A 23,437-nucleotide genomic window follows, 5' to 3' on the forward strand; every position below is an offset into this window, starting at 1 on the left:
CGTCGGATCGCCGCTTTTCCCGGAAAAAAGGGACGTGTCGTCGCATGCGACCGCGAATTTCGGGTGCGCCGCCGCCGTGAAAACGTCAGGTTTGCTGCCAAAACCGCTTTCAACTGCCTGAGAAAAAAGAGAAACTGGGCAAGCCGGTGGACCGGGATTGAAATTTGTGCGCAACATTGTTTCAGTCAGCACTCAATGAGCGCAAGAATAGATGCGCGGGTTTAACTTTTTGCTAGGGTATGTTTTACAACCCACGCTGCTTGTCGCTGCAGGGCCGCGTAACCGTGGTGAAATGCGAATTAACGCCTCATCAGGGGCGTAGGAGTACCTGAGAACAAAGGGGATTATCGTGAAGATAGGGACGCCAAGAGAGGTTGAATCCGGAGAGAATCGCGTTGCGATGACCCCGGATTCGGCTCGCCAGCTTCAAAAGCTGGGTTATGACTGCATGATCGAATCCGGGGCCGGGGCAAAAGCAGGCTTTTCGGATGAGTCTTACCGGGACGCCGGTGTCGACGTGGTCGATGGTGCGGATGCACTGTGGGCCGGGGCCGACATCATCGCCAAGGTGCGCATTCCCACACTGGCAGAGCTGGATTACCTGACGGCGGACAAGACGCTGATCACCTTCTTCAACCCCGGCGGGAACGAAGAGGGCCTGAACAAGGCCAAGGACAAGGGCGCATCCGTCCTCGCCATGGAAATGGTGCCGCGGATTTCCCGCGCGCAAAAGATGGACGCGCTGTCGTCGATGGCCAACATCGCCGGGTACCGCGCGGTCATCGAGGCGGGCAACAACTTTGGCCGCTTCTTCACCGGCCAGATCACGGCGGCGGGCAAGGTGCCCCCGGCCAAGGTTCTGGTCGTTGGCGCCGGTGTGGCGGGTCTGGCTGCCATCGGCACCTCGACCAGCCTCGGCGCGATCACCTATGCCTTTGACGTGCGCCCCGAAGTGGCCGAACAGGTCGAATCCATGGGCGCGGAGTTTGTCTACCTCGATTTCGAGGAGCAACAGCAGGACGGCGCGGCCACCGGCGGTTATGCCGCCGTCTCCAGCCCCGAGTTCCGCGAAGCGCAGCTCAAGAAGTTCCGCGAACTGGCCCCCGACATCGACATCGTCATCACCACCGCCCTGATCCCCAACCGTCCGGCCCCCAAGCTGTGGCTGGAGGACATGGTCAAGGCGATGAAGCCGGGCTCGGTCATCATCGACCTCGCCGCCGAAAAGGGCGGCAACGTCGAAGGCACCGTGATGGACGAGAAGGTCGTCACCGACAACGGTGTGACCATCATCGGCTACACCGACTTCCCCAGCCGGATGGCAACGCAGTCCTCGACGCTTTACGCCACCAACATCCGTCACATGCTGACCGATCTGACGCCCGACAAGGACGGCAAGATCAATCACAACATGGAAGACGACGTGATCCGCGGCGCGACCGTCACCCATCAGGGTGAGATCACCTTCCCGCCGCCGCCGCCCAAGGTGCAGGCCATCGCGGCCAAGCCCAAGGAAAAGGTCAAGGAACTGACCGCCGCGGAAAAGCGCGCCAATGAGGTCGCCGCCTTCAAGGCGCAGACCAAGCAGCAAGTGACCCTGCTGGCCATCGGTGGCGGTCTGCTGCTGGCGGTCGGTCTGGTCGCCCCGGCCAGCTTCATGCAGCACTTCATTGTCTTTGTGCTGTCGGTCTTCATCGGCTTCCAGGTGATCTGGAACGTGTCGCACTCGCTGCACACGCCGCTGATGGCCATCACCAACGCCATCTCGTCGATCATCATCCTTGGCGCGCTCATGCAGATCGGATCGGGGAGCTTCCTTGTGATCCTGCTGGCGGCCCTGTCTGTCTTCATGGCGGGCATCAACATCTTTGGCGGGTTCCTCGTCACGCGGCGCATGCTTGCCATGTTCCAGAAATCTTAAGGGGTAGGGGATCATGGATTTCGGATTCACCACCGCGGCCTATGTGGTCGCAGCTGTCCTCTTCATCCTGTCGCTGGGGGGACTTTCGGGCCAGGAAAGCGCAAAACGCGCGGTCTGGTACGGCATTGTCGGCATGGGCCTTGCGGTCTTTGCCACGCTGATCGGGCCGGGCTCTGGCCTCTGGCTGCTGTCGATCATCCTGATCGCGGCGGGCGGCAGCATCGGCTGGTATGTCGCCAACAAGGTCGAGATGACAGAGATGCCGCAACTTGTGGCGGCGATGCACTCGCTGGTTGGTCTGGCGGCGGTCTTTGTCGGCCTCAACGCGCATATCGAACTGGGCCGCGTCATGGCCATGGACGAGACCGCGCGCAAATCGCTTGAAGGGTTCGCCGCCCTGATCGCCAAGAAAGACGGCGTCGAGCAAAGCATCCTGCGGGTTGAGCTGTTCCTTGGCATCTTCATCGGTGCGGTGACCTTTACCGGGTCGGTCGTGGCCTTTGGCAAACTGGCGGGCAAGCTGACCTCGAAGGCGGAAAAACTGCCCGGCGGTCACATGCTGAACGCAGGGGCGGCGGCGATCTCGGTGCTGTGCCTGTTCTGGTACATGGGCACCGGCGGCTTCTTCCCGCTGTTCCTGATGACCGTGGCGGCGCTGTTCATCGGCTATCACCTGATCATGGGCATCGGCGGCGCCGACATGCCGGTGGTTGTCTCGATGCTCAACAGCTACTCGGGCTGGGCGGCGGCGGCGATTGGCTTCAGCCTTGGCAACGATCTGCTGATCGTGGTCGGCGCGCTGGTCGGCTCCTCCGGTGCCATCCTGTCCTACATCATGTGCAAGGCCATGAACCGGTCCTTCATCAGCGTGATCCTGGGCGGCTTTGGCGGCCCTGCGGGGGAACAGATGGCGGTCGAGGGTGAGCAGATCGCCATCGACGCCGACGGCGTGGCACAGGCGCTGGATGAGGCCGACAGCGTCATCATCATTCCGGGCTACGGAATGGCCGTCGCACAGGCGCAGCAGAACGTCGCCGAACTGACCCGCCGCCTGCGGGCCAAGGGCAAAGAGGTGCGTTTCGCCATCCACCCCGTCGCGGGGCGTCTGCCGGGGCACATGAACGTGCTGCTGGCCGAGGCAAAGGTGCCTTATGACATCGTTCTGGAAATGGACGAGATCAATGAGGACTTCCCGGATACCGATGTGGCCATCGTCATCGGCTCCAACGACATCGTGAACCCGGCGGCACAGGAAGACCCGAACAGCCCCATCGCCGGGATGCCGGTTCTGGAATGCTGGAAGGCCAAGCAGGTGTTTGTCTCCAAACGCGGGCAGGGCACCGGCTATTCCGGCATCGAGAACCCGCTGTTCTACAAGGACAACACGCGGATGTTCTACGGCGACGCCAAGGCCTCGCTGGGCGAGTTGCTCAACCGCATCTCGTAAATCAGACCGGGCTATGCCCGCACTATCGGGGCCCCGCGTTTTCGCGGGGCCCTTTTTATTGGGCTGAAGGGGCGCATTGGTCCCGCGGGCAGGGCGTCACGGGGAGGGCCAGCCCATCCATCGGCTCCGCAGCACCGACGGCCAGCAAGGGAACCACTGGAAAGAATGGCGCTTGTCTGAGGCCGGCATCACGTGTCCAGATCGTTCTTCGCGATCCAAAGCGTGAACGCCGTGTCAGCGCCGCCAATCTCGACAATGCGACTGCCATGCATCAAGATACCAAGGCCGTGTTCCTTGTCCCACTCACATGAGAATTGGTATCCGACGTAGGGCACACCATCCTTCGAAATCTGGGGCACAAACACGTCTGTGAGCATGATAACCTGCGCCAGACCCTCCGCCGTTGGTATACTGGGCAAATCTTCCTCGTTCTCCTCGAGGTCATAGTCTTCAAAGTAATGACGCCGGACTTCGGGATATGCCTCAAGGACGGCCGCCAGAATGGTGGGCTTCTGCATGGCGTAATGGCCCGACACCCATTGCACGAGGGCCAGCTCCTCCGCGCTCAATGGGGCATCGTCTCTACCCTCGGGCGCAAATGTCAGAACAGTCGCGGTGGCTTTGGTGAACTCCGACCATGCGGGCAGGTTGATCTTTGACTGCCAAAAAAACCGGTTGAAGGTAAATTCCATTTTGCGTCCCGTTTGAACGATCTGATCGGTTCACAACTAGTCCGGTCGCGGATGGCGGGATAGGCAAGATTTGCAGGCTCCGCCACATGGGGGCCGCAGCATCCTTTGCTCAGGTGTTGACCGCGCCTGCGGCGGGTTTTCGCCGGAGCTCTCCTGCCAAGGCAATCAGGGTCTCGCTCATTGGCCGCGCCCTTTCTAGTTTGGGTCAACAAGAGGGGATACCATGCAACTGGCGCTTCAGATCAATTCCGTGTTCCGTGGCGCAGGCTGGCAGGTCGTCAAACCGCTGGAACCCATAGAGACCGCCGCGCTGGCCGAGGATCTGGCACAATTCGTCAAGCGCGGGATCGTTGTCGAATTCGGCTATCACGCAAACGACGCGGCGGGCGAATACCGCATCTACGCGGTGCATGAACAGGACTGGGATCATCCCTTGGCCGCCATCAGCCTGCGCAGTGCCGACATGGCGCTGGACGTATTGCGCCAGATGCCCGGATTGCTGGGACGGCTTGGCCCGCTGTAAGGCGGCGCCTCAGTCCTGTCCGACGACGGCATGTCCCGGAATGTCGATGAAGCGGGTTTCGCTTCGGCCCAGCCACGCCAGCGAGTCGATCTCGCTGCGGAACGCCGCGGCGCGCACGTTGCCCTGATGCAGGTCGGTCAGCGTGGCGAACATGCGGGCCATGCCATACAGGGTGTCCTGCGGCGCATAGACCGCGATCATCTTTATCCGGGTTGCACTGATCCCTCGTGAGCCGGCCTCATGTGAGATCCGGCGCATGCCGTGGAAATCCAGATTGGTTTCCGTGATGCCCGACAGATCGACCAGTTCCGGCAATCCGGGGCAATAGCCGGGCAGGGCGCGCATCATCGCCAGCGCCTCCAGCGTCCCGCGAACGGATTGCGCACCGCGGAAGCGGAGAAAAGCCAGCTCGCCATCCGAGATTAGACCCACGTCAACTCGCACAAACACGTCCCCCTCGTCGGTTCTGGGGGACAAATAGGGCAAAATTCGTTGACCGGTCCACTGGAAGTGGCGACCAACTGCGGGGAAAAACCGCCGGTCCGCCTCATCCGCAGCGGATTTTCAGGTGCAAACTTCGGCTTTGCAAATTTGATGCGGTGCGATCAGCTTGGGCTCTTGCGATGCAACTGACCTTGGGGCACAACCCTCTGGACGCAAGAAATGAGAAAGGGGGACCCCATGAACCTCACTTTGAACCGCAATGTGCTGGTTGAGACGTTTGGCGCCAATGAGGGCGCAGCCCTGCGCCTGAAACAGGTGGCGCTGGTTGTGCTGGGCATTCTCGCCCTCGCCGTGGCCGCCAAGATCAAGGCGCCGGTGCCCGGAACGCCGGTGATGATCAGCATGGGCACCTTCGCGGTGCTGACCATTGGCGCCGCCTACGGCCCCAGGCTGGGGCTGGCGACGATCCTGGGCTACATGATCGTCGGGCTGCTGGGCTATGACGTGTTCCAGAACTCGACCGCCGATCTGAACGGTCTCGAATACATGATGGGCGGCACCGGCGGCTATCTGGTCGGCTACGTGCTGGCGGTGCTGGCGCTGGGTGTGCTGGCGCGCGCGGGCTGGGATCGCTCCGCGCCCAAGATGGCGGGCGCGATGCTGCTGGGCAACGTGCTGATCTATGTGCCGGGCCTGATCTGGCTGGGCATGCTCTACGGCTGGGACAAGCCGATCCTGCAATGGGGCCTGACGCCCTTCCTGCTGGGCGACGGCATCAAGCTGGCGCTGGCCGCCGTGGTCCTGCCGCTGGCATGGAAACTGGTGGGCCGCGCGCGCGGCTGACCTGTGGTGCCGGGCAGAACGCCCGGCCTACCGACGGTGGGCCAAGACGACGCAATACAAAAGGCCGGGCAACACGCCCGGCCTTTTCGTGTTTCGGAGGCCGCTCAGGCCAGTTCGGTCTCGATCTGCGCGCCCTGTTCCAGCGTCTTGTGCACCGGGCACTTGTCGGCGATCTCCATCAGCCGGGCGCGCTGTTCCCCGGTCAGATCGCCCTCCAGCGTGATCCGCCGCAGGAACCGGTCGATCCGCGTCGTGGCAGAGGTGCCCGCATCCTGCGCATGCACCTTGTCATGGGTGACATCGACGCTGATCCCGGTCAGCGGCCAGCCCTTGCGCCGGGCGTACATGCGCACCGTCATCGAGGTACAGGCCCCCAGTCCCGCCGCCACAAACCCATAAGGCGACATGCCCCGGTTGCTGCCGCCATAGGCCTCCGGTTCATCCGCCAGCGCGTGATGGTGCGGCCCGTTCTGGATGTCCTGCAAAAACCCGTCCGGGGCCGCCTCTGTCACCCGCACCACGCCCTCGGGCGCGCCGATGGGCGGGGCCGGGGCGGGCAGGTCCAGATAGCGATCGACCCAAGCGGCAATCACCTCGGCCACATATTCGGCGTCTTCCGGGGCGCTGATCAGGTGGTCGGCATCGTCCAGCGTGACAAAGCTTTTGGGGTGTTTGGCGGCGGTGAAGATCCGCGTGGCGTTCGAGATATCGACCACCGCGTCGCGCGGCGCGTGCAGCACCAGCAGCGCCTTTTTCATCGCGCCGATGATCGGCTCAAGGTCCTGCGCCTGCACATCCTCGACAAACGCGCGCCCGATGGTGAACGGCCGCCCGCCCAGATTGACCTGCGCCTGACCGTCGCTGTCGATCTTGTCCAGCGCCCCGGCAAAGGTGTGGGTGACATGGCCGGGGTCAAACGGCGCACCGATGGTGACAACCGCCCGCGCCGAGGCGATGTGCGGCGCGGCGCGCAGCACCGCCGCCCCGCCCAGCGAATGCCCGATCAGCAGATCGGGCGCCATGCCCCGATCCTCCAGATAGGCCGCCGCCGCCTCCAGATCGCCGACGTTCGACCGGAACGTGGTATTGGCGAATTCGCCGCAGGAATGGCCCAGCCCGGTGAAATCGAACCGCAACACGGCGATCCCCATGGCGGAGAGCCGCTGAGCGATGCGCCGCGCGGCGGCTATGTCCTTGCCGCAGGTGAAACAATGGGCAAAGAGGGCTGTGGCGATGGGCGGGCTGTCCGGCAGATCTAGCCGGGCCGCAAGCCGGTCCCCGGTGTGGCCGGGAAAACTGATGCGTTCGCTGGGCATGAGGAGTCCTGATGATGTGGTTGGATCAAACAATGGGCCGGGGCAGGCGCGGGTACAACCAAAGTGACAGGGCCGTCACGCCATGGTGAGGTTCTGGGACGGGCTGGTGAAGAGTGTTGCAGCGCTCCTGTGCTTGCTGGCGTTGGCCACATGGGCCGGGCCGTTGCACCCCGCCGGGGACACGCTGTCGGTGTTGCGGGTGCCCTTGCTTGTGCTGGCGGCTCTGGCGGTGATCTGGACAAGCTGGCCGCGCCACCTGCGCTGGCCGCTGGGGGGATTGTGCCTGTTGGGTCTGGCGCAGGTCGGCGCGATGAAGTGGCAGGTGCCCGCTGCGGGCGAGGTCTCGGTCTATCAGAAAAACCTCTGGTACCGGAACCGCGAGGCCGATGTTCTGGCCGCCGACATCCTTGCGCAGGCCCCCGACCTTGTGACCTTGCAGGAGCTGTCCTCCCACAACCAGCACGTGCTGAACATCCTGCGCCCGGTCTATCCGCACCAGCATCTGTGTACATCGCGCGGGTGGAGCGTCGCGGTGCTGTCGCGGCACCCTGTCGTGCCGGGCAGCGAGATGTGTTCAAACGGGCGCGGCCTTGCCGGTGTGCAGGTCGCGCTGCCGCAGGGGCCGGTCTGGGTGCTGTCGGTGCACCTGCTCTGGCCCTGGCCGCACGACCAGCGCCCACAGGCGCAGCGGCTGGAACAGATGGTTGCACCGTTGCAAGGGCCCATCGTGATGGCGGGGGATTTCAACATGATGCCTTGGGGCAGCGACGTCCGGCGGCTGGTCCGCGCCACCGGCGTCCGGCGTGCGGGGCCGTTGTCCCCGACCTACTGGCTGAACCTGCTGGGATGGCCGTTTTCCATTCCGCTGCCGCTGGATCAGGCCTATGCGACCGGTGGCGGCACGGCGGCGGTGCGCCCCTTGCTGGGGTCCGACCATGCCGGTGTGCTGGCCAAGGTGCGTCTGGATGCGGATTGACGGGGTCGGTGCGTTTGCGCCGCGCGACCGGCGCGACCGGCAAGAGTGGTCCCGGCTGGCGGCCTTCTGCGCGCGCCACGGGCAGGCGGCCTTTTCCCGCGATCCGCATATCGGCGGTCATGTGACCGGCTCGGCCTTTGTGCTGTCGCGTGATGGGCGCGCGGTGCTGCTGACCCATCACGCCAAGCTGGACCGCTGGCTGCAACTGGGTGGGCATTGCGACGGCATCGCCGATGCGTGGTTTGTGGCCCTGAAAGAGGCCTATGAGGAAAGCGGGCTGGCACGCATCCGCCTGCCGCGTTTCGGGCCACTCTCGGATCAGGTCTGCGCGACCGGCGCTGGCCGGGGCGCGCCGCGCCCACCTCGGCGGGCGGCCCCTGCGAGGGTACGTGCAAGGGGGCGTCTGGATGCGGATTGACGGGGTCGGTGCGTTTGCGCCGCGCGACCGGCGCGACCGGCAAGAGTGGTCCCGGCTCGCGGCCTTCTGCGCGCACCACGGGCAGGCGGCCTTTTCCCGCGATCCGCATATCGGCGGCCATGTCACCGGATCGGCCTTTGTGCTGTCACCGGACGGTGCGTCGGTGCTGCTGACCCACCACGCCAAACTGGACCGCTGGCTGCAACTGGGCGGGCATTGCGACGGCATCGCCGATGCGCGGTTTGTGGCCCTGAAAGAGGCCTATGAGGAAAGCGGCCTGTCGCGGATCACCCTGTTGTCCGATCAGGTCTTTGACGTCGACATCCATGAGATCCCGGCGCGCGGGGAAGAGCCCGCCCATCTGCATTACGATGTGCGCTTTCTGATGCGGGCCGAGGCGGGCAAGATTGCGGCAACGGCGGAATCACACGCGCTTGCATGGGTGCCACTGGGTGATCTCAGGCACTATTCGCAGGCCGAGTCCGTGCTGCGGATGGCCCGCAGGCTGGCGTCGGGGTGGTTAACGAGATGTAAATTCGTCTCTGTAACCCATTGAAAACGCAACGTCGGGAATCCCGCCACGCGTGGACAGCCCTCAATCTCCCATCAGCCGGGGATCAAAGGGGTAGCTGATGAGGTTCTCAAATCCATCCTCGGTGATCACCACCTGCTCCTCCAGCTTGATCGAGAAATCACCGCCCTCGGGAGAGACCAGAACCTCGACACACAGGGTCATGCCCGGCTCGATTTCATAGTCGAATGCCCCCTCGACCATCTTGTCCGGATAGGCCACCAGCGGCCACTCATCGCACAGCCCAACCCCATGCATCAGGCAGCCATATTTGAGCTGTTGAAACTCGGGCCGCAAAACATGGGTGTTGCGCGACAGGTCCTGAATATTCACCCCCGGCCGGAGCATCTCCATATTGGTCCGGATGTGCTCGACCCCGTGGCGCATCGCGTCGATCATGTCCGGACGCGGCGCCTGATCGCCCACCCACCACGTGCGCGAGATATCGACGCAGATGCCATAGCTGCCCACCAGATCGGTGTCGAAGGCGACGATCTCATTGTTCTGAACGATGCGCGGTCCGCTTTCCTGAAACCAAGGGTTCGTGCGCGGCCCCGAGGTCAACAGCCGCGTCTCGATCCACTCGCCGCCACGGCGGATATTCTCGGCGTGCAGCACCGCCCAGATGTCATTCTCTGAGACCTCACCCAGCGGGACGTTTTCCCGCGTGAACCGCTCCATCTCATGCATCGCGGCCTCACAGGCGTGGACCGCGCAGCGCATGGCCTTGATCTCATCCGGGCCCTTGACGGACCGCGCCTTTTCGGTGACCTCCTCACCGGGCAGGACGGTCAGCCCCTGCGCCTCCAGCGCGCGCAGCCCGTGCAGCATTGGCTTGTCCACCGCCAGCCGCCTGTTGCCGGGGGCGTGTTCCTCCAGCAGGATGCGCACCTCATTGGAAAAGACATCGGCGGCCACATCCACCTTGTCGCCCCGGTCGAAGTAGAACAGGTCCGCGCCGGACCGCGCCTCACGCACCAGCGGGTTGAACGACGACAGGAAGGGCGCGTTCTTGTAATCCCAGATCACCATGTAGCCGTCGGCACAGAGCAGCACGGCGCGGAACGGGTTGTGGGTGTTCCACAACTGCATATTGGTCGAGTCGGTGGCGTAGCGGATGTTGAGCGGGTCAAAGACCAGCAGCCCGGCCAGATCGCGGGCGACGATGTGATCGGTCAGCCGCCGCCAGCGATAGCGGCGCATGGCTTGCAGGTCGGGCTGTTCCAGCCCCGCCGCCGCCCATTCGTTCAGGGCCAGACGGGTCGGACCAATCTCGATCCGGTCCATGTCGTTGGGGGTGTTGTCGCCGGTCACAGCGCCGCGCGTGGGGTCAATCTTGCGGGTGTCGCGGTAGTGGGTGTTCATCGTCTGGCGCTCCGAAACTGTCTTGCAGACCAGCCTGCCGGGGCGCACGGCGACCGGCGCGCCGCTTTGCGACCGGTTGAAGCGTCGTTTTTTGACGCTGGCGCGCGGCGGCCGGATGGCGAATTGGGGGATTCCAGACACCCGGCAATCGGGCTACTTATTGCGCATGATCTTGCAGGACCGCATTCCCTACGACATTCACCCGACCCCAAGGCTGCCGGGGATCAAACCGCTGAACCCGGCGGAGTGGTTGCAGGTGGATGAGGCCTATGCGGCCCAAATGGCCCAGCGACGGCACCTGCTGGACACCCGGCGCGACGCGGTGCTGGCGCTGGACCCGCAGGCCGTTCCAGCCGCGCGGGAACTGTCAGCGCGCGTTTTGGCGGGCTTGCCAGCGGGGTTCACCGTCACGGGCACGGCGGTGATTTGTCCGGACGGGACAACCGTGGCGCGCGATGCCAATGACCCTTTGGGCACCTTGGGACGCATCGTGCAGGAGGACCTGTGCCTGATGGAAAAGCGCGGGGCCGAACATGTGCTGACCGGCGCTGTGCTGTGTTTCCCGGCAAGCTGGCGGCTGGATGAGAAATTCATGCGCCCGATGACCGCGATCCACGATCCGGTCGACAGCTATGACGCCGATATCGCGCGCCGGGTGCAGCGGTTGTTCGACGGGGTACGGGCGGGCCAGCCGCTGTGGCGGTTCAATGCCTTTCCCTATGCCTCGGCCGAGTTGCACCAACCGCGCTCCGTCACCCAGCGCCGCGCCGAGGTCGATCCGGACAGCGCGCCGTTCTGGCGGTCGGAACGGCAATGCCTTGTCCGACTGCCAGAATCGCAGGCGGTGGTGTTTTCGATCCACACCTATGTGGTGCAGAGCGCCGCCATCACGGCAGGAACTGGCTGAACAATATCTGCATTTGTCCGGTAGAGGTGAGGACCGCCAGAAGGCAGGTCACAGCGGCAATCTGCCCGGCACGGCGCACGCCGAAAAAGCCACCACGGGTCGGTTGAGTCTCTGGCGGCAATGCGGCCTGCGCATCGGACTCGGCGGGGTGCGATCCGTTCGGGTAAAGCGCGCCAAAGATGCCCTGCGCGGCCTCGGCGCTTTCGAACAGCGCGTCTTCGATATTGGCGTCGATCTGTCCGATGCGACGGGGTGAGACGAATTTGCGCAGCCGGATAAAGTCCTCACGGTCGATCAGCACTTCGGGGGAATACCACTCCAGAATATCGGCGGAGGAGTGCTCCAGCGCGTCGCGTACCGTGTCCGACAGCAACCGGGCGGCGTCGGTCTCATCGGGCGGCGAGCCATCGGCAGTGACCACCTCCAGCACCACGCGGGGGCCATAGTCGCTTTGTTCCTCGGGGATCACCGAAATGCCAAGATGGCGGCCAAACACGCGGCTGCCATTGCGCCGGGTCTCTGCCTCTGGGGTGTCGCAGGGGTCAAGCCGGACCAACACACGCGCCGCACTGTCGAGGTAGGGATCGGGGGACAGATCCTGCGCATCCGGCAGAATCAGACCTGCATAGGGATAGTCGAAACTCATGCTGCTCTCCTTGTGCGGAGTCGGATCCGCTCAAGGAGAAACTGACTGCCAAATCTGGTCGCAATCGGGCAATTTAGAGAAAATTACGCGATTTCAGGCGCTTTGTTTCCGGATTTGGATCAGCGGTGGATGCGTTCCGCCGCTGCGGCGATGGCCTGCTGATAGACGGTCGCGGCGTTCCATTCATTCAGCACTCCAAAGTTATGGGTGCCGGGACCGTAGGGCTGCCCCTTTTTCCAGCCTTTCTGGCGCAGGAAATTGGCGGTCGAGGCCAGCGCATCGGCCTGATTGTAGAAATCCACCCGCCCGTCGCCATTGGCATCGACGCCATAACGCATGGCGTTGCCCGGCAGGAACTGGGTGTGCCCCAGCTCACCGTGGAATGCGCCCTTCTGGGTTGGCGACAGCATCCCGCGATCCACCATCTTGAGCGCGGCAATGGCATGCGGGCGGAACAATTGCGGGCGGCGGCAGTCATAGGCGACCGTCAGGATCGAGTTGATCACCGGCTCTGTCCCCATGCTGCGGCCATAGCCGGTTTCCATGCCGTGAATGGATACGATGATTCCGGCGGGCACGCCGAAGCGGTTTTCCAGCGAATTGTAGAACCCCTGGTTCTGGGCGATCCGTTTGCGCGCGCCGTTGGCAAAACTGTCGAGCGATCCAAGGCGGATCTTCACGAACCGCTCAAAGCTGTATTTCACGCCTTTCTGGTTGCGGTCGGCATTGATGGTCTTGGTCGAATAGCGCGCGCTCATCAGCGCGTTGATGCCGCGGTCGCCGACACCGGCGGCGCGGGCCTCCTTGGCGAAGTCGCCTTTCCAGGCATCGAAACCCGAGGCGGTATTGCCGCATCCGGCGGCAAGCGCAGGGGCGGCGGTCAGAAGGGCAAGGGCGAGGGCGGGAATGAGACGGCGCATCGGGGATCTCCGGTCAGGGCTGCTTGGCCGAAACTCTAGCGGCGCGTGTGGATCGGGGAAAGGGGGAAGCCCCGCGCGCGCCGCTCACTTCGTGACCGGTGCCATATGACCCCTGTGACCGGTCATCGCCAAAACGACGTGTGCGGATCGGCTCGGGGGCGGTTTCCTTGATCTGGGGCAATGCCCGCCTTGGCCGTGGGGCCGTTGCGGTGGTCTGACCTGCATAGGCGGTGTTCCGCCTTTGGCGTTGTCGTGGGTCGGGATCGGTCGATGCCTATATGTCCAACTATCTGACGTGGACATATAGGCGGGTGCCGGTCATCGGCGCGCGTCTCTAACGCGCCTCGGAAACAACCGCGACCGGTTCGCCGCCGAGGATGCGCGGGATGGCAAAGGTCATGCCGCCGATCACCACCAGACCGCCGACAAAGGACAGCAGCAGCAGTTTTATCGGACTGCCGCGACCCGGTTGGCGCGGCTGCGCCGACGGCCGAGGGGACGGGGCCGGGGATTCGCTGCCACCGCCACCGCCGGACTTGGCGTTGATCCGTGCAAGGCGCTCTTCAAAGCTGTTGTCCATGACATGTCTTCCTCGGATGTCGGGCAGAGCCTTGCGCTGCCAGAGGTGTCTTTCACTGTTTCCCGACAGTGTCCGGAGCGGTTGGGACATTTTCTGGGCAGGATCACGGCAAACCGATGAACTTCGGACAGTGCGGACAAAAAAACGGGCGCCCGAAGGCGCCCGTTCTGCCGGTGATCGCGGTACGATCAGCAGCTATAGTACATGCCGAACTCAACCGGGTGCGGCGTGTGCTCGTACAGTTCGATCTCTTCCATCTTGAGGTCGATAAAGCCCTGGATCTGGTCCTTGGTGAACACGTCGCCCTTGAGCAGGAAGTCGTGGTCCGCCTTGAGGTTGTCGATCGCCTCGCGCAGCGAGCCGCAGACGGTCGGGATGCCTTCCAGCTCTTCGGGGGGCAGATCGTACAGGTTCTTGTCCATTGCCTCGCCGGGATGGATCTTGTTCTGGATACCGTCCAGACCAGCCATCAGCAGCGCGGCAAAGCACAGGTAGGGGTTTGCCGACGGATCGGGGAAACGGGCCTCGACGCGCTTGGCCTTGGGCGATTCCGTCCACGGAATACGCACACAGCCCGACCGGTTGCTGGCCGAATAGGCGCGCAGAACCGGGGCCTCGAAGCCGGGGATCAGGCGCTTGTAGCTGTTGGTCGACGGGTTGGTGAAGGCGTTCAGCGTCTTGGCGTGCTTGAGGATGCCGCCGATGAAATACAGCGCCTCATCCGACAGATCGGCGTATTTGTCGCCTGCGAACAGCGGCTTGCCGTCTTTCCAGATCGACATGTTGCAGTGCATGCCGGTGCCGTTGTCGCCGTAGATCGGCTTGGGCATGAAGGTTGCCGACTTGCCGTAGGCCTGCGCCACGTTGTGGATGATGTATTTGTACTTTTGCAGTTCATCGGCCTGCTTGGTCAGCGTCCCAAAGATGAGACCCAGCTCATGCTGGCACGACGCGACCTCGTGGTGATGCTTGTCGACCTTCATGCCGATGCGCTTCATCGTCGACAGCATTTCCGAACGGATGTCCTGACCGTCATCGGTCGGGTTGACCGGGAAATAGCCGCCCTTGATGCCGGGACGGTGGCCGGTGTTGCCCATCTCGTATTCGGTGTCAGAGTTCCACGCCGCGTCCAGCGCGTCGACCTCATAGGACACCTTGTTCATGGTGTTCGAATAGCGCACGTCGTCGAACAGGAAGAATTCCGCTTCGGGGCCCCAGTAGGACACGTCGCCGATGCCGGTCGCCTTGAGATAGGCCTCTGCCTTTTCGGCGGTGCCGCGCGGGTCGCGCTCATAGGGTTCGCCGGTGTCCGGCTCGACCACGGAGCAGTGGATGCAAAGCGTCTTTTCCGCGTAAAACGGGTCGATATAGGCGCTGGTCTGATCGGGCATCAGTTTCATGTCCGATGCTTCGATCGACTTCCAGCCCGCGATGGACGAGCCGTCGAACATAAAGCCTTCTTCGAGGAAATCCTCGTCGACCAGATCGGCCACGACGGTCACGTGCTGAAGCCGGCCGCGCGGGTCGGTAAAACGGATGTCGACGTAGGCGACGTCTTCTTCCTTGATCATGGTGAGAACAGCGTTGCTCATACCAGTGAGTCCCTTTCTGTCATATTGTTGGGATATCTTGTGTGGAAATCGCCCGGCCCATTTGTCGTGCCGCGTGCGACGTGCGGTTTACAGCGCGTCCGAGCCGGTTTCGCCGGTGCGGATACGAATGGCCTGTTCGACATTGCTGACAAAGATCTTGCCGTCACCGATCTTGTCGGTCTTGGCAGCCTCTACAATCGCCTCGATGGCAGCATCGACCTGATCGTCATCCAGAACAATCTCGATCTTCACTTTGGGCAGGAAGTCGACGACGTATTCCGCGCCGCGATACAGTTCGGTATGGCCCTTCTGACGGCCAAAGCCCTTCACCTCGACGACCGAAAGGCCCTGTATGCCTGCTTCTTGCAGGGCTTCTTTCACTTCATCCAGCTTGAACGGCTTGATGATCGCTTCGATCTTTTTCATAGACCTCGCCTCTCCCTTGCGCTCCTTGTGGCCTTGGCAGATCACTTCTCTTTCCCTGTCACAATCCGATAGACTGCCGAGACGTGTGTTGGGCGTGGCGATTTAAGGCGGTCGCCTTAATTTTGAGCATAACGCACAAAATAAGTGCGAAACTGAATCGCGGGAAAAATGATGGAACTTCTGACGTCTGAGCAGATGCGCGCGGTTGAACAGGCTGCCATCCAGAGCGGGCAGGTGACCGGGCTGGACCTTATGGAGCGCGCGGGGCTGGGCGTGGTGGCGGCGGTTCTGGAGGAATGGCCGGATCTGGGGCAGGGCGAACACCGGGCGGTGGTGCTATGCGGACCGGGCAACAATGGTGGCGACGGGTTTGTGGTGGCCCGGTTGCTGCAAGAGAGGGGGTGGGGCGTAAGGGTGTACCTTTACGGCGACCCCGACAAACTGCCGCCCGACGCAAAGGCAAATTGCGCGCGCTGGAGCGGGGACGTGCGCTCATTGGACCCGCACGCCGCGCCGGACCTCTGGGACTGTGACGTGTTGGTGGACGCTCTGTTCGGCACCGGGCTCAGGCGCGGATTGCAGCCCTTGGGCGACGTGTTCCGGAACATGGGGGACAGGGTCGATGGCCGCGCTGCCGAGGCGGGGCATCGGCCCTGTCGGCCCGCCATTGTCGCCATAGATATCCCAAGCGGCCTTTGCGCCGACTCGGGGCGCAGCTTTCCCCATGCCGATGATCACCTGCTGTTTTCAGCCCGCGCGCATTTGACGGTCAGTTTCCACACCGCCAAACCCGGACACTATTTGGGCGAGGGGCCGTCGACCTGTGGCAAGCTGGTGGTCAAGGACATCGGGCTTGGCACGCCGACGGGCAAGGATTGGCGCGCCCGGCGGCCAGAGACCGCTGCGCTGTGCGGGCCTGTCCACCCTGCGTCGCTGCGCAAAGACGTGGACGAACACAAATTCGGCCACGGTCACGCGCTGATCCTGTCAGGACCGCCCGGCAAGGGCGGCGCGGCGCGGCTGGCCGCGCGCGGGGCGCTGCGCGTGGGCGCAGGTCTGGTCACGGTGGGATGTCCGATGCGGGCCGTGTCCGAACATGCGGTTCATCTGAACGCGATCATGGTGCAGGGGCTGGACGGCACTCATGGTCTGGCCGAACTGCTGGAGGACAGACGCTACACGGCGTTGTGTTTGGGGCCGGGTTTGGGATTGGGGCCATCGACCGGGGAACTGGTGAAAACGGCCCTCGGATCAGGGCGCGGCACGGTTTTGGATGCGGACGCGCTGTCGCGGTTCCAGCGCACGCCCCAGGCATTGTTCGATTTGCTGCATGAAAACTGTGTTCTCACGCCGCATGGCGGTGAGTTCGCGCGCCTTTTCCCGGATCTGTCGGAACGGCTGACCGCCACGCCCGAAACCGGTCCCGCCTATTCCAAGCTGGATGCCACCCGCGCGGCTGCCGCGCGAGCCGGCTGTGTGGTGGTGTTCAAAGGGGCGGCTACGGTGATCGCCGCACCGGATGGCCGGTGCAGTCTGAATGCCGCGGTTTATGACAGTGCCGCGCCGTGGTTGGCCACAGCCGGTTCGGGGGATGTTCTGGCAGGGATCATTTGTGGCCTGCTGGCGCGCGGAATGCCCGCGATGCAGGCTGCCGAAACCGGCGCATGGCTGCACGTCGAGGCGGCGCGCGCCTTTGGGCCAGGCCTGATTGCCGAAGACCTGCCCGAAACGCTGCCGCAGGTTTTCCGGGAGATGGGGCTATGACCCCGCGCTCAGGACCGAACCTGTTGTGAGATGGCCGAGGCCAGTTCCAGCCCGTCCGCATAAAGAATATGCGGCTCGTCGAAGATGAGTTGGCAAAGCTGAAGCTCAACCGCGCCCAGATTGCGGATAAACGTGCCGTCCACCAGTCTGCACAGCGGAACAAGCGCCTGTTGCGCACCGAACAGCGCGCTGGCGCGCCAGTCCCGCAGCAGGATTTCCTGCGCCGCTGGCAAGGTGACCTCATGGTCAGGGCGCATATGACCCAAGGTGCCGGGGGCGATGGTGACAGCAGGCAGGGGCCGCGTCACCGGGTTCAACGCGCGCAACCGCGCGGTGCCGCTGTCGCGGGTGATCACCCGGTCGCCGGGACCGAGAAATTCCACCGGCAATGCGCCGTCAAGGGTCAGCACAAGCGTGCCAAGGGGAAGCGCGTTGAACGGCGCATCGTGAGCGACGTGTCGGGCCGTGGGAATGCCACTGCCACGCCGGACCATGTTCCGGGCCATCGTTTCTTGTCCTGTATCTGCTGCCTGGTCGTTCTTTTTTTCACAGGATACGGCAAGAATGCGTTTATGTCCCGGACATTTCTTCTGAAGACTCCGGGAAAATTCCGCTCGCATCGTCTGAATCGCTTTGGTATTGATCGCGTCGAAGCGGGTGTGGCGAAATTGGTAGACGCACCAGATTTAGGTTCTGGCGCCGCAAGGCGTGGGGGTTCAAGTCCCTCCACCCGCACCAGCAAATGTCCTGCCCCGGATTTCCTGTAAACCCATGTAAGACATGTGAAATTACGGAGTTCTGCCGCTCTTCCGGGCCGTGAGGCAGAAGCTGTGACTAGGCCCGACAGAGCACTGGTTCGCATATGTCGGGGCCAAAGACTTACAATACATTACAATGACTTGATTGTCGTGGCGCCGCGGGGGTAGCCTCCTCCGGCCGCCGCTTGGATGGCTATGACATCTGCGCCTCAGCCCGTGGCAAGAATATCTTCGGCGTTGGGCAGGTTGGCAAAGATGCAGTCAGACAACCAGAGTGTGATGTCACGGGTCAGGGCCGTGGGGCCGATGATTTCCAGCGCGCCAGAGGCTTTGGCAGCGCGGTAACTGGTGCGCCCAAGCCATGCATCCGCCATTGCGCGGACCTTTGTGGTGATAAACACATCCACATCCAGCCCCGGATCGCTGGTGCACACATCGACATTTTCGCCGTCTGCCGTGATCCACCATTTGGGTTGTTCCGCAAAATCGGTGAACTGAAACAGTACGACGGTTTTGCCGGCGGGAAGGTTATCGGTCACGACACTGCGTTGAAGGTAGAGCATCAGCAACTCCACGTCGTAGTCGGCATCGCTCATGAACGCCTTGGACCATTCCATGCCCCAACTGCCCAAGGCCAGCAGGATGGGTTGCAGCTTTTTGCAACTGGGCGTCGGCACATATTCGTGGCCGCGCCCGCCCTGTTTCCGGCGTTTGTAAACGAGGTCGTATTCCTCCAACGTCGCCAATCGGCGTGTCAGCAGTGTTGGCGAAATGGCCCCCAGTCCGCGTTGCAGTTCAGAGAAACGTGTGCTGCCCATCAACAGCTCGCGCACAATCAACATCGTCCATTTCTCACCGAGGATTTCGGTGGATTTCGCGATCGGGCACCACTGGCCATACCTGTGCGACATGACGCTTACTCCATAAAATGTAGCGACTTGCTCCCATCGGTATAGCGACTTGCTCCATTGTGTAAAGCGGCCTTGGAGCGTCGCGCAGAGTACATCTGGTCCCACGAAACGTCGTGCTGACGCATGGCACTGGAGACCAGAAACAACGCCCCACCCATGCCGCCCCGGCAACGGCACCTGCTGCGCACCGCGTTTTTGGCGCGATCACCGATGCGCGCAAATTCGCGCCAAACGGTGCCGCCGGACATGTCCGGCGGCGTCAGACCCAAAGGAGACACCCCTGTGAAACACCAGATATTCAAACTTGATCCGTCGCCGCCATACGGCAGCGGTTTTGCCCGGTTGCGGGGATTGATCGGCCCCGAAGGTTTTTCCGGCTGGTTCGCCGGGCGATCCCGCATGCCCACCAATCCTGCCCGCTACACATCCCCCCCAAACTCAAAGGACAAAGACATGACCATGCACACCCAAATCGCTGACAACGGCGTCAATACCGAAGCCCTGATCGGGGCGCGCAGCGCCTTTGCCGAGATGCCGCAGGCGGCGGCCTTTACCTTTCGCAGCGCATGCGAATGGAAGGACGGCACCTATAACGTCAACACGATCAACGGCTATTTCGGTCTGGGCGAGGAACAGACGCGCAAGCAGAGCTTTACCATCGAAGCCGATCACCCTGCGGTCTTCGCCGCCCATGACCGCGCCGCGACCCCGACAGAGATCGTGCTGGCGGCCCTGTCCAGTTGCCTGACCGGCGGCGTCGCAGCGGTTGCCCAACACCGGGGTATCCAGCTTCGCTCGGTCCGCGCGACGGTCGAGGGCGACATCGACGTGCGCGGCATCCTCGGGATGGACCCCGAGGTCCGCAACGGCTTTTCGGCGATCCGCGTCAGCTTTGACATCGACGCCGATGCCAAGGACGAAGAGATCCGTGCCCTGGTCGCCCAGTCGCAGAAACGCTCGGCCATGTTCGACATTCTGACCAACCCGACCAATGTCGTCGTCTCCGTGGTCTGATCGGCCCCAAGGCGTCTGCCCCTACGGTTGTGGGGCAGGCGCAATTTCTGGCGAAAGGCGCAACACATGAAACGGATATCCACACTTGTCATCGGGGCCGGGCAGGCTGGTCTTGCCATGAGCCATTGCCTGACGGAGGCGTCGCAACCTCATGTCGTGCTGGAACGCGGAGAGGTCGGCAATTCATGGGCGCATGAGCGGTGGGACAGTCTCACCCTGCAATCGCCGAACTGGCAAAGCCGACTGCCGGGATTCGCGTACACCGGGGCCGATCCACATGGGTACATGACAATGCCCGAAGTGCGCTGTTACCTGACCGACTACGCCAGGCATATCGCCGCGCCGGTCGAAACGGGCGTCACCGTTACGTCGGTTACTCAAGACGGGTCCGGCTATGTCGTTGCCACCGACAAAGGCGTCTGGTGCGCCTCGAACGTGGTGGTGGCAAGCGGGGCCTGCAATCGGTCGTCCGTGCCGGGTTTTGCGTCGGACATACCCGCGATGATCACTCAGGTGTCGCCGCTCACCTATCGCAATCCGTCGGATTTGCCCGAGGGCGGCGTCCTTGTCGTCGGTGCCTCCGCCACGGGTGTGCAGCTTGCCGAAGAAATTCATGGCTCTGGTCGTCCTGTCATCCTTGCGACCGGCCATCACATCCGGATGCCGCGCCACTATCGCGGTCATGACATCGCGTGGCTGATGGCGCGTGCCGGACTGGTTTCGACGACCCTTGACGACATCGACGACATCGGCCGCGCGCGCGCGCTTCCCTCGCTGCAACTGGTTGGTGACAGGTCGCGCCGGTTTCTCGATCTCAACGCGCTTCAGGGCATGGAGGTGGAGGTTGTCGGTCGGCTGGTCGGCTGCCGCGACGGGACGCTGCTTTTTTCCGGTGGGCTGGCCAATGCCGCAGCGTTGTCTGACCTCAAGATGGATCGTGCCCTTGCGGCGATTGACGATTGGGTGCGGCAAACCGGTCTGGACCTCCCCGATGCGCCGCGCCGTTTTGCGCCGACATCGGTGCCGCGGAACCCGCGTCTCACCCTGCCACTGGCGGGCGGTGCCATCTCCAGCATCGTCTGGGCCTCGGGATTTCAACCCGACCTGTCGTGGCTTCACATGCCGGTTTTCGACGACAGGGGGCGGTTGCGGCACGATGGCGGCATCGTTGCGCCGGGCCTGTACGTGCTTGGCCTGCCGTTCCTGCGAACCCGGAGATCCACCTTTCTGGATGGTGTGGGTGACGATGCGCGCGCGCTTGCGCGGCACATGGTCGAAACGCGCCGCCGACAGGCCGCCTGACATGCAGGAGCCAACCATGAACAATCCCACAAACCCGTTGACCGAGCCGAACGGCAGCAGAGCAAGGCACCCGGACACGCCGACATTTTGCCAAGGCGGGTGCGGCTGCGGTGCCGTGCGCTACCGCGTCACCTCGGCCCCGATGATCGTCCACGCGTGCCATTGCCGCCTCTGCCAGAGGCAGACTGGCAGTTCAAACGCCGTCAACGCCCTGATCGAAGCGGACCGCGTCATAGTCCGCTTGGGCGAGATCGAAGAGATCCTTCTCGACACGCCCAGCGGTCGCGGTCAGCGCATCGCGCGCTGTGCGGCCTGCAAGGTCGCGCTCTGGAGCAATTACCTGATCTTCAATCAGGGCCGAGACCTTCGTTTCCTGCGGGTGGGCACGCTGGACGACCCGTCACTGATGCCGCCTGACGTGCACATCTTCACCGGCTCAAGGCAACCCTGGTATATCATCGGGGACGACACCCCTAAGGTCGACGTGTTCTATGACCGGAAGGCGACCTGGTCCGAGGACAGCCTTATGAGGTTGAAAACACTGTCTGAAACGACAGGCTCCGCGTTGAATTGAAGTTGCGGCCGCGCCGGCAAAGGTGCGGTCCGACGGCCATGATACGAATAGCCATGACACAAACAGACAAGACACAAATAGCCATGACACGAAAGGATCCGGCCATGTGGCCCGACAACAGACTTCGCGATCTGTTCTGCATTGATCTGCCCATCATCCAGGCACCTATGGCGGGGTCCAGCGGTCCTGATATGGCGCTTGCCGTCAGCAAGGCTGGCGGGCTTGGCTCGCTGGCCTGCGCGACGCTCGATCCGGGCCGCCTGCGCGATCTGTTGGCTGACGTGCGGGACAGGACGGACAGACCGCTGAACGTGAACTTCTTCGCCCATGCCTCACCGAAGGAAGACCCTGACCGCGACGCGGCGTGGCTTGGCCGATTGTCCGCCTACTATGCCGAACTCGGCCTCGACATGCCCGCGGCTCTGTCCGCAGGTCCGATCCAGCCATTCGACGCGGCGCGCTGCGCCGTCATCGAAGAGTGCGCGCCATCGGTGGTCAGCTTTCACTTTGGCCTGCCGGACCCGGCGTTGGTCGCACGGGTCAAAGCCGCCGGTTGCAAGATCCTGAGTTCCGCCACAACGGTGACAGAGGCGCGCTGGCTGGCCGCCAATGGCTGCGACGCCGTCATCGCGCAGGGCTATGAGGCAGGCGGCCATCGGGGCATGTTTCTCACCGACAGCCTTGGCAGCCAGATGGGGACACTGTCCCTGGTGCCGCAAATTGCCGATGCGGTGGATGTGCCGGTTATTGCCGCTGGCGGCATTGGCGATGCGCGCGGCATCGTCGCGGCCTTTGCATTGGGGGCAAGCGCGGTTCAGATCGGCACCGCCTATCTCTTCACCGAAGAGGCCACCATAAGCCCTGTGTACCGGCAGGCTCTGGACGGGGCCGCAAACGGCGAAACCACCCTGTGCAACCTGATGTCGGGCAGGCCAACCCGCGTGCTTGCCAACCGGATGACCCGTGAACTTGGCCCGATGTCGGCGGACGCACCGACCTTTCCCAAAGGCTTTGCCGCAATGGGGCCGTTGCGGGCCGCCGCCGAAGACATTGGCAGCCGGGATTTCAGTGCCCACTATTGCGGTCAATCGGCGGCCCTTGGGCGCAAGACGACGGCTTTTGCGCTGACCCGTGATCTGGCATCCGGTGCCCGGCGGTGGTTCGCTCCACAAGGTGCCTCGCGGTCTTGACCCCTCCTGCCGTGCGGGGTTTGGGCACGCGAGTTTGGTCCAAGCCTCCCTGTTGACCACGGCGCTCTGGTACGGGATTGGTCCCACCCGCGGTTCTGCAAAGCCGCGATCAAACCGGCCACGCGCCCGGTGCTTGTCGGCGCGGAACGGCCGCCGCCGTGCCAGATTGCGGCCCGCCTTTCTTGCCGAGTTGCGTATGGCGATTGTTGGGAGTTTGTGAGGTTATCGTCCCTGGCTGAGCATGACCAGGGCGTGCGGGTCTCGGATCTTGATGCGTTTGCGTTTGCTTTCGACCAGGCCGAGTTTTTCCCAGCCGCTGAGCAGGCGGCTGGCGGTG

At 63.2% G+C, this 23,437-nt stretch carries 25 protein-coding genes and 1 tRNA gene; 14 read left to right on the forward strand and 12 right to left on the reverse strand.

Going from position 1 to position 23,437, the window contains the following annotated elements:
• The first annotated feature begins 349 nt into the window (after positions 1-349).
• The gene (locus ACN0S5_RS16745) at positions 350-1,921 is read left to right on the forward strand and encodes a Re/Si-specific NAD(P)(+) transhydrogenase subunit alpha (RefSeq protein WP_417209879.1); all 1,572 of its coding nucleotides are present in this window, start codon (positions 350-352) and stop codon (positions 1,919-1,921) included.
• Positions 1,922-1,934: 13 nt separating this feature from the next.
• Positions 1,935-3,368, forward strand: a complete 1,434-nt coding sequence (locus ACN0S5_RS16750; protein WP_417209880.1) for an NAD(P)(+) transhydrogenase (Re/Si-specific) subunit beta — start codon at positions 1,935-1,937, stop codon at positions 3,366-3,368.
• Between the two features lie 188 nt (positions 3,369-3,556).
• Here the strand turns inward: ACN0S5_RS16750 and ACN0S5_RS16755 are convergent, their stop codons facing one another.
• On the reverse strand, positions 3,557-4,060 hold the full coding sequence (locus ACN0S5_RS16755; RefSeq protein ID WP_417209881.1) for a DUF6985 domain-containing protein: 504 nt from the start codon (positions 4,058-4,060) through the stop codon (positions 3,557-3,559).
• Between the two features lie 223 nt (positions 4,061-4,283).
• On the opposite strand from ACN0S5_RS16755, the gene ACN0S5_RS16760 reads away from it, so the two are divergent.
• A complete protein-coding gene (locus ACN0S5_RS16760; RefSeq protein ID WP_417209882.1) occupies positions 4,284-4,583 on the forward strand; it encodes a hypothetical protein in 300 nt (99 codons plus the stop codon).
• Positions 4,584-4,592: 9 nt separating this feature from the next.
• Here ACN0S5_RS16760 and ACN0S5_RS16765 read toward each other — a convergent pair whose 3' ends face one another.
• A complete protein-coding gene (locus ACN0S5_RS16765) occupies positions 4,593-5,033 on the reverse strand; it encodes a hypothetical protein (RefSeq protein ID WP_417209883.1) in 441 nt (146 codons plus the stop codon).
• A 231-nt stretch (positions 5,034-5,264) separates the two neighbouring features.
• On the opposite strand from ACN0S5_RS16765, the gene ACN0S5_RS16770 reads away from it, so the two are divergent.
• Positions 5,265-5,870 carry a biotin transporter BioY gene (locus ACN0S5_RS16770; protein ID WP_417209884.1) on the forward strand — a complete coding sequence of 202 codons (606 nt, stop codon included), beginning with the start codon at positions 5,265-5,267 and terminating at the stop codon, positions 5,868-5,870.
• Positions 5,871-5,974: 104 nt separating this feature from the next.
• Here ACN0S5_RS16770 and ACN0S5_RS16775 read toward each other — a convergent pair whose 3' ends face one another.
• The gene (locus ACN0S5_RS16775) at positions 5,975-7,186 is read right to left on the reverse strand and encodes an alpha/beta fold hydrolase (protein ID WP_417209885.1); all 1,212 of its coding nucleotides are present in this window, start codon (positions 7,184-7,186) and stop codon (positions 5,975-5,977) included.
• A gap of 106 nt (positions 7,187-7,292) precedes the next feature.
• Here ACN0S5_RS16775 and ACN0S5_RS16780 point away from each other — a divergent pair, with 106 nt between their 5' ends.
• From ACN0S5_RS16780 to ACN0S5_RS16790, 3 genes are read left to right on the forward strand one after another with little or no spacing between them, the layout of a single operon-like run.
• Positions 7,293-8,162 carry an endonuclease/exonuclease/phosphatase family protein gene (locus ACN0S5_RS16780; protein ID WP_417209886.1) on the forward strand — a complete coding sequence of 290 codons (870 nt, stop codon included), beginning with the start codon at positions 7,293-7,295 and terminating at the stop codon, positions 8,160-8,162.
• On the forward strand, positions 8,152-8,580 hold the full coding sequence (locus tag ACN0S5_RS16785) for a hypothetical protein (protein ID WP_417209887.1): 429 nt from the start codon (positions 8,152-8,154) through the stop codon (positions 8,578-8,580). The genes ACN0S5_RS16780 and ACN0S5_RS16785 overlap by 11 nt, the downstream gene beginning before the upstream one ends.
• Complete coding sequence (locus ACN0S5_RS16790; protein ID WP_417209888.1) at positions 8,570-9,136, forward strand: NUDIX hydrolase; 567 nt, start codon at positions 8,570-8,572, stop codon at positions 9,134-9,136. The genes ACN0S5_RS16785 and ACN0S5_RS16790 overlap by 11 nt, the downstream gene beginning before the upstream one ends.
• 39 nt (positions 9,137-9,175) lie before the next feature.
• On the opposite strand, the gene dddP is transcribed toward ACN0S5_RS16790, so the two are convergent.
• Entirely contained in the window at positions 9,176-10,516 is a 1,341-nt protein-coding gene (gene dddP / locus ACN0S5_RS16795; protein ID WP_417209889.1) for a dimethylsulfonioproprionate lyase DddP, read from the reverse strand.
• Between the two features lie 22 nt (positions 10,517-10,538).
• On the opposite strand from dddP, the gene ACN0S5_RS16800 reads away from it, so the two are divergent.
• Positions 10,539-11,423, forward strand: a complete 885-nt coding sequence (locus ACN0S5_RS16800) for a heme-dependent oxidative N-demethylase family protein (RefSeq protein ID WP_417209890.1) — start codon at positions 10,539-10,541, stop codon at positions 11,421-11,423.
• Here the strand turns inward: ACN0S5_RS16800 and ACN0S5_RS16805 are convergent.
• From ACN0S5_RS16805 to ACN0S5_RS16825, 5 genes are all read right to left on the reverse strand, one after another.
• Complete coding sequence (locus tag ACN0S5_RS16805) at positions 11,404-12,069, reverse strand: hypothetical protein (protein ID WP_417209891.1); 666 nt, start codon at positions 12,067-12,069, stop codon at positions 11,404-11,406. The two genes, ACN0S5_RS16800 and ACN0S5_RS16805, sit on opposite strands and share 20 nt — an antisense overlap.
• Positions 12,070-12,188: 119 nt before the next feature.
• Positions 12,189-12,989: a lytic murein transglycosylase gene (locus ACN0S5_RS16810; protein ID WP_417209892.1), complete on the reverse strand. Its 801-nt coding sequence runs from the start codon at positions 12,987-12,989 to the stop codon at positions 12,189-12,191.
• A gap of 334 nt (positions 12,990-13,323) precedes the next feature.
• The gene (locus tag ACN0S5_RS16815) at positions 13,324-13,569 is read right to left on the reverse strand and encodes a hypothetical protein (protein ID WP_417209893.1); all 246 of its coding nucleotides are present in this window, start codon (positions 13,567-13,569) and stop codon (positions 13,324-13,326) included.
• A 188-nt stretch (positions 13,570-13,757) separates the two neighbouring features.
• The gene (gene glnA, locus ACN0S5_RS16820; RefSeq protein ID WP_417209894.1) at positions 13,758-15,161 is read right to left on the reverse strand and encodes a type I glutamate--ammonia ligase; all 1,404 of its coding nucleotides are present in this window, start codon (positions 15,159-15,161) and stop codon (positions 13,758-13,760) included.
• 87 nt (positions 15,162-15,248) lie between these two features.
• Positions 15,249-15,587, reverse strand: coding sequence for a P-II family nitrogen regulator (locus ACN0S5_RS16825; protein WP_323772023.1), 339 nt, complete (start codon positions 15,585-15,587; stop codon positions 15,249-15,251).
• Between the two features lie 168 nt (positions 15,588-15,755).
• Here ACN0S5_RS16825 and ACN0S5_RS16830 point away from each other — a divergent pair, with 168 nt between their 5' ends.
• Entirely contained in the window at positions 15,756-17,351 is a 1,596-nt protein-coding gene (locus ACN0S5_RS16830) for an NAD(P)H-hydrate dehydratase (protein WP_417209895.1), read from the forward strand.
• Between the two features lie 8 nt (positions 17,352-17,359).
• On the opposite strand, the gene ACN0S5_RS16835 is transcribed toward ACN0S5_RS16830, so the two are convergent.
• Entirely contained in the window at positions 17,360-17,857 is a 498-nt protein-coding gene (locus ACN0S5_RS16835) for a Hint domain-containing protein (RefSeq protein WP_417209896.1), read from the reverse strand.
• A gap of 147 nt (positions 17,858-18,004) precedes the next feature.
• Between ACN0S5_RS16835 and ACN0S5_RS16840 the strand changes: the two genes are divergently transcribed.
• Positions 18,005-18,089 (forward strand) — tRNA-Leu (locus tag ACN0S5_RS16840).
• A gap of 229 nt (positions 18,090-18,318) precedes the next feature.
• Here the strand turns inward: ACN0S5_RS16840 and ACN0S5_RS16845 are convergent.
• Both ACN0S5_RS16845 and ACN0S5_RS16850 read right to left on the reverse strand, forming a co-directional pair.
• The gene (locus ACN0S5_RS16845; RefSeq protein WP_417209897.1) at positions 18,319-19,020 is read right to left on the reverse strand and encodes a winged helix-turn-helix transcriptional regulator; all 702 of its coding nucleotides are present in this window, start codon (positions 19,018-19,020) and stop codon (positions 18,319-18,321) included.
• Between the two features lie 5 nt (positions 19,021-19,025).
• Entirely contained in the window at positions 19,026-19,421 is a 396-nt protein-coding gene (locus tag ACN0S5_RS16850) for a hypothetical protein (protein ID WP_417209898.1), read from the reverse strand.
• Between the two features lie 52 nt (positions 19,422-19,473).
• On the opposite strand from ACN0S5_RS16850, the gene ACN0S5_RS16855 reads away from it, so the two are divergent.
• The 4 genes from ACN0S5_RS16855 (at position 19,474) to ACN0S5_RS16870 (ending at position 23,100) form a co-directional block, all read left to right on the forward strand.
• Positions 19,474-20,034 (forward strand): OsmC family protein, encoded by a 561-nt coding sequence (locus ACN0S5_RS16855; protein WP_417209899.1) that lies wholly within the window; start codon positions 19,474-19,476, stop codon positions 20,032-20,034.
• A gap of 66 nt (positions 20,035-20,100) precedes the next feature.
• The gene (locus ACN0S5_RS16860; RefSeq protein WP_417209900.1) at positions 20,101-21,336 is read left to right on the forward strand and encodes an NAD(P)-binding domain-containing protein; all 1,236 of its coding nucleotides are present in this window, start codon (positions 20,101-20,103) and stop codon (positions 21,334-21,336) included.
• A 16-nt stretch (positions 21,337-21,352) separates the two neighbouring features.
• Positions 21,353-21,910, forward strand: a complete 558-nt coding sequence (locus ACN0S5_RS16865) for a GFA family protein (protein ID WP_417209901.1) — start codon at positions 21,353-21,355, stop codon at positions 21,908-21,910.
• 83 nt (positions 21,911-21,993) lie between these two features.
• The gene (locus ACN0S5_RS16870) at positions 21,994-23,100 is read left to right on the forward strand and encodes an NAD(P)H-dependent flavin oxidoreductase (RefSeq protein ID WP_417209902.1); all 1,107 of its coding nucleotides are present in this window, start codon (positions 21,994-21,996) and stop codon (positions 23,098-23,100) included.
• Positions 23,101-23,437 lie beyond the last annotated feature (337 nt).

This window comes from Antarctobacter sp., assembly GCF_048262615.1.
Classification (GTDB): domain Bacteria; phylum Pseudomonadota; class Alphaproteobacteria; order Rhodobacterales; family Rhodobacteraceae; genus Antarctobacter.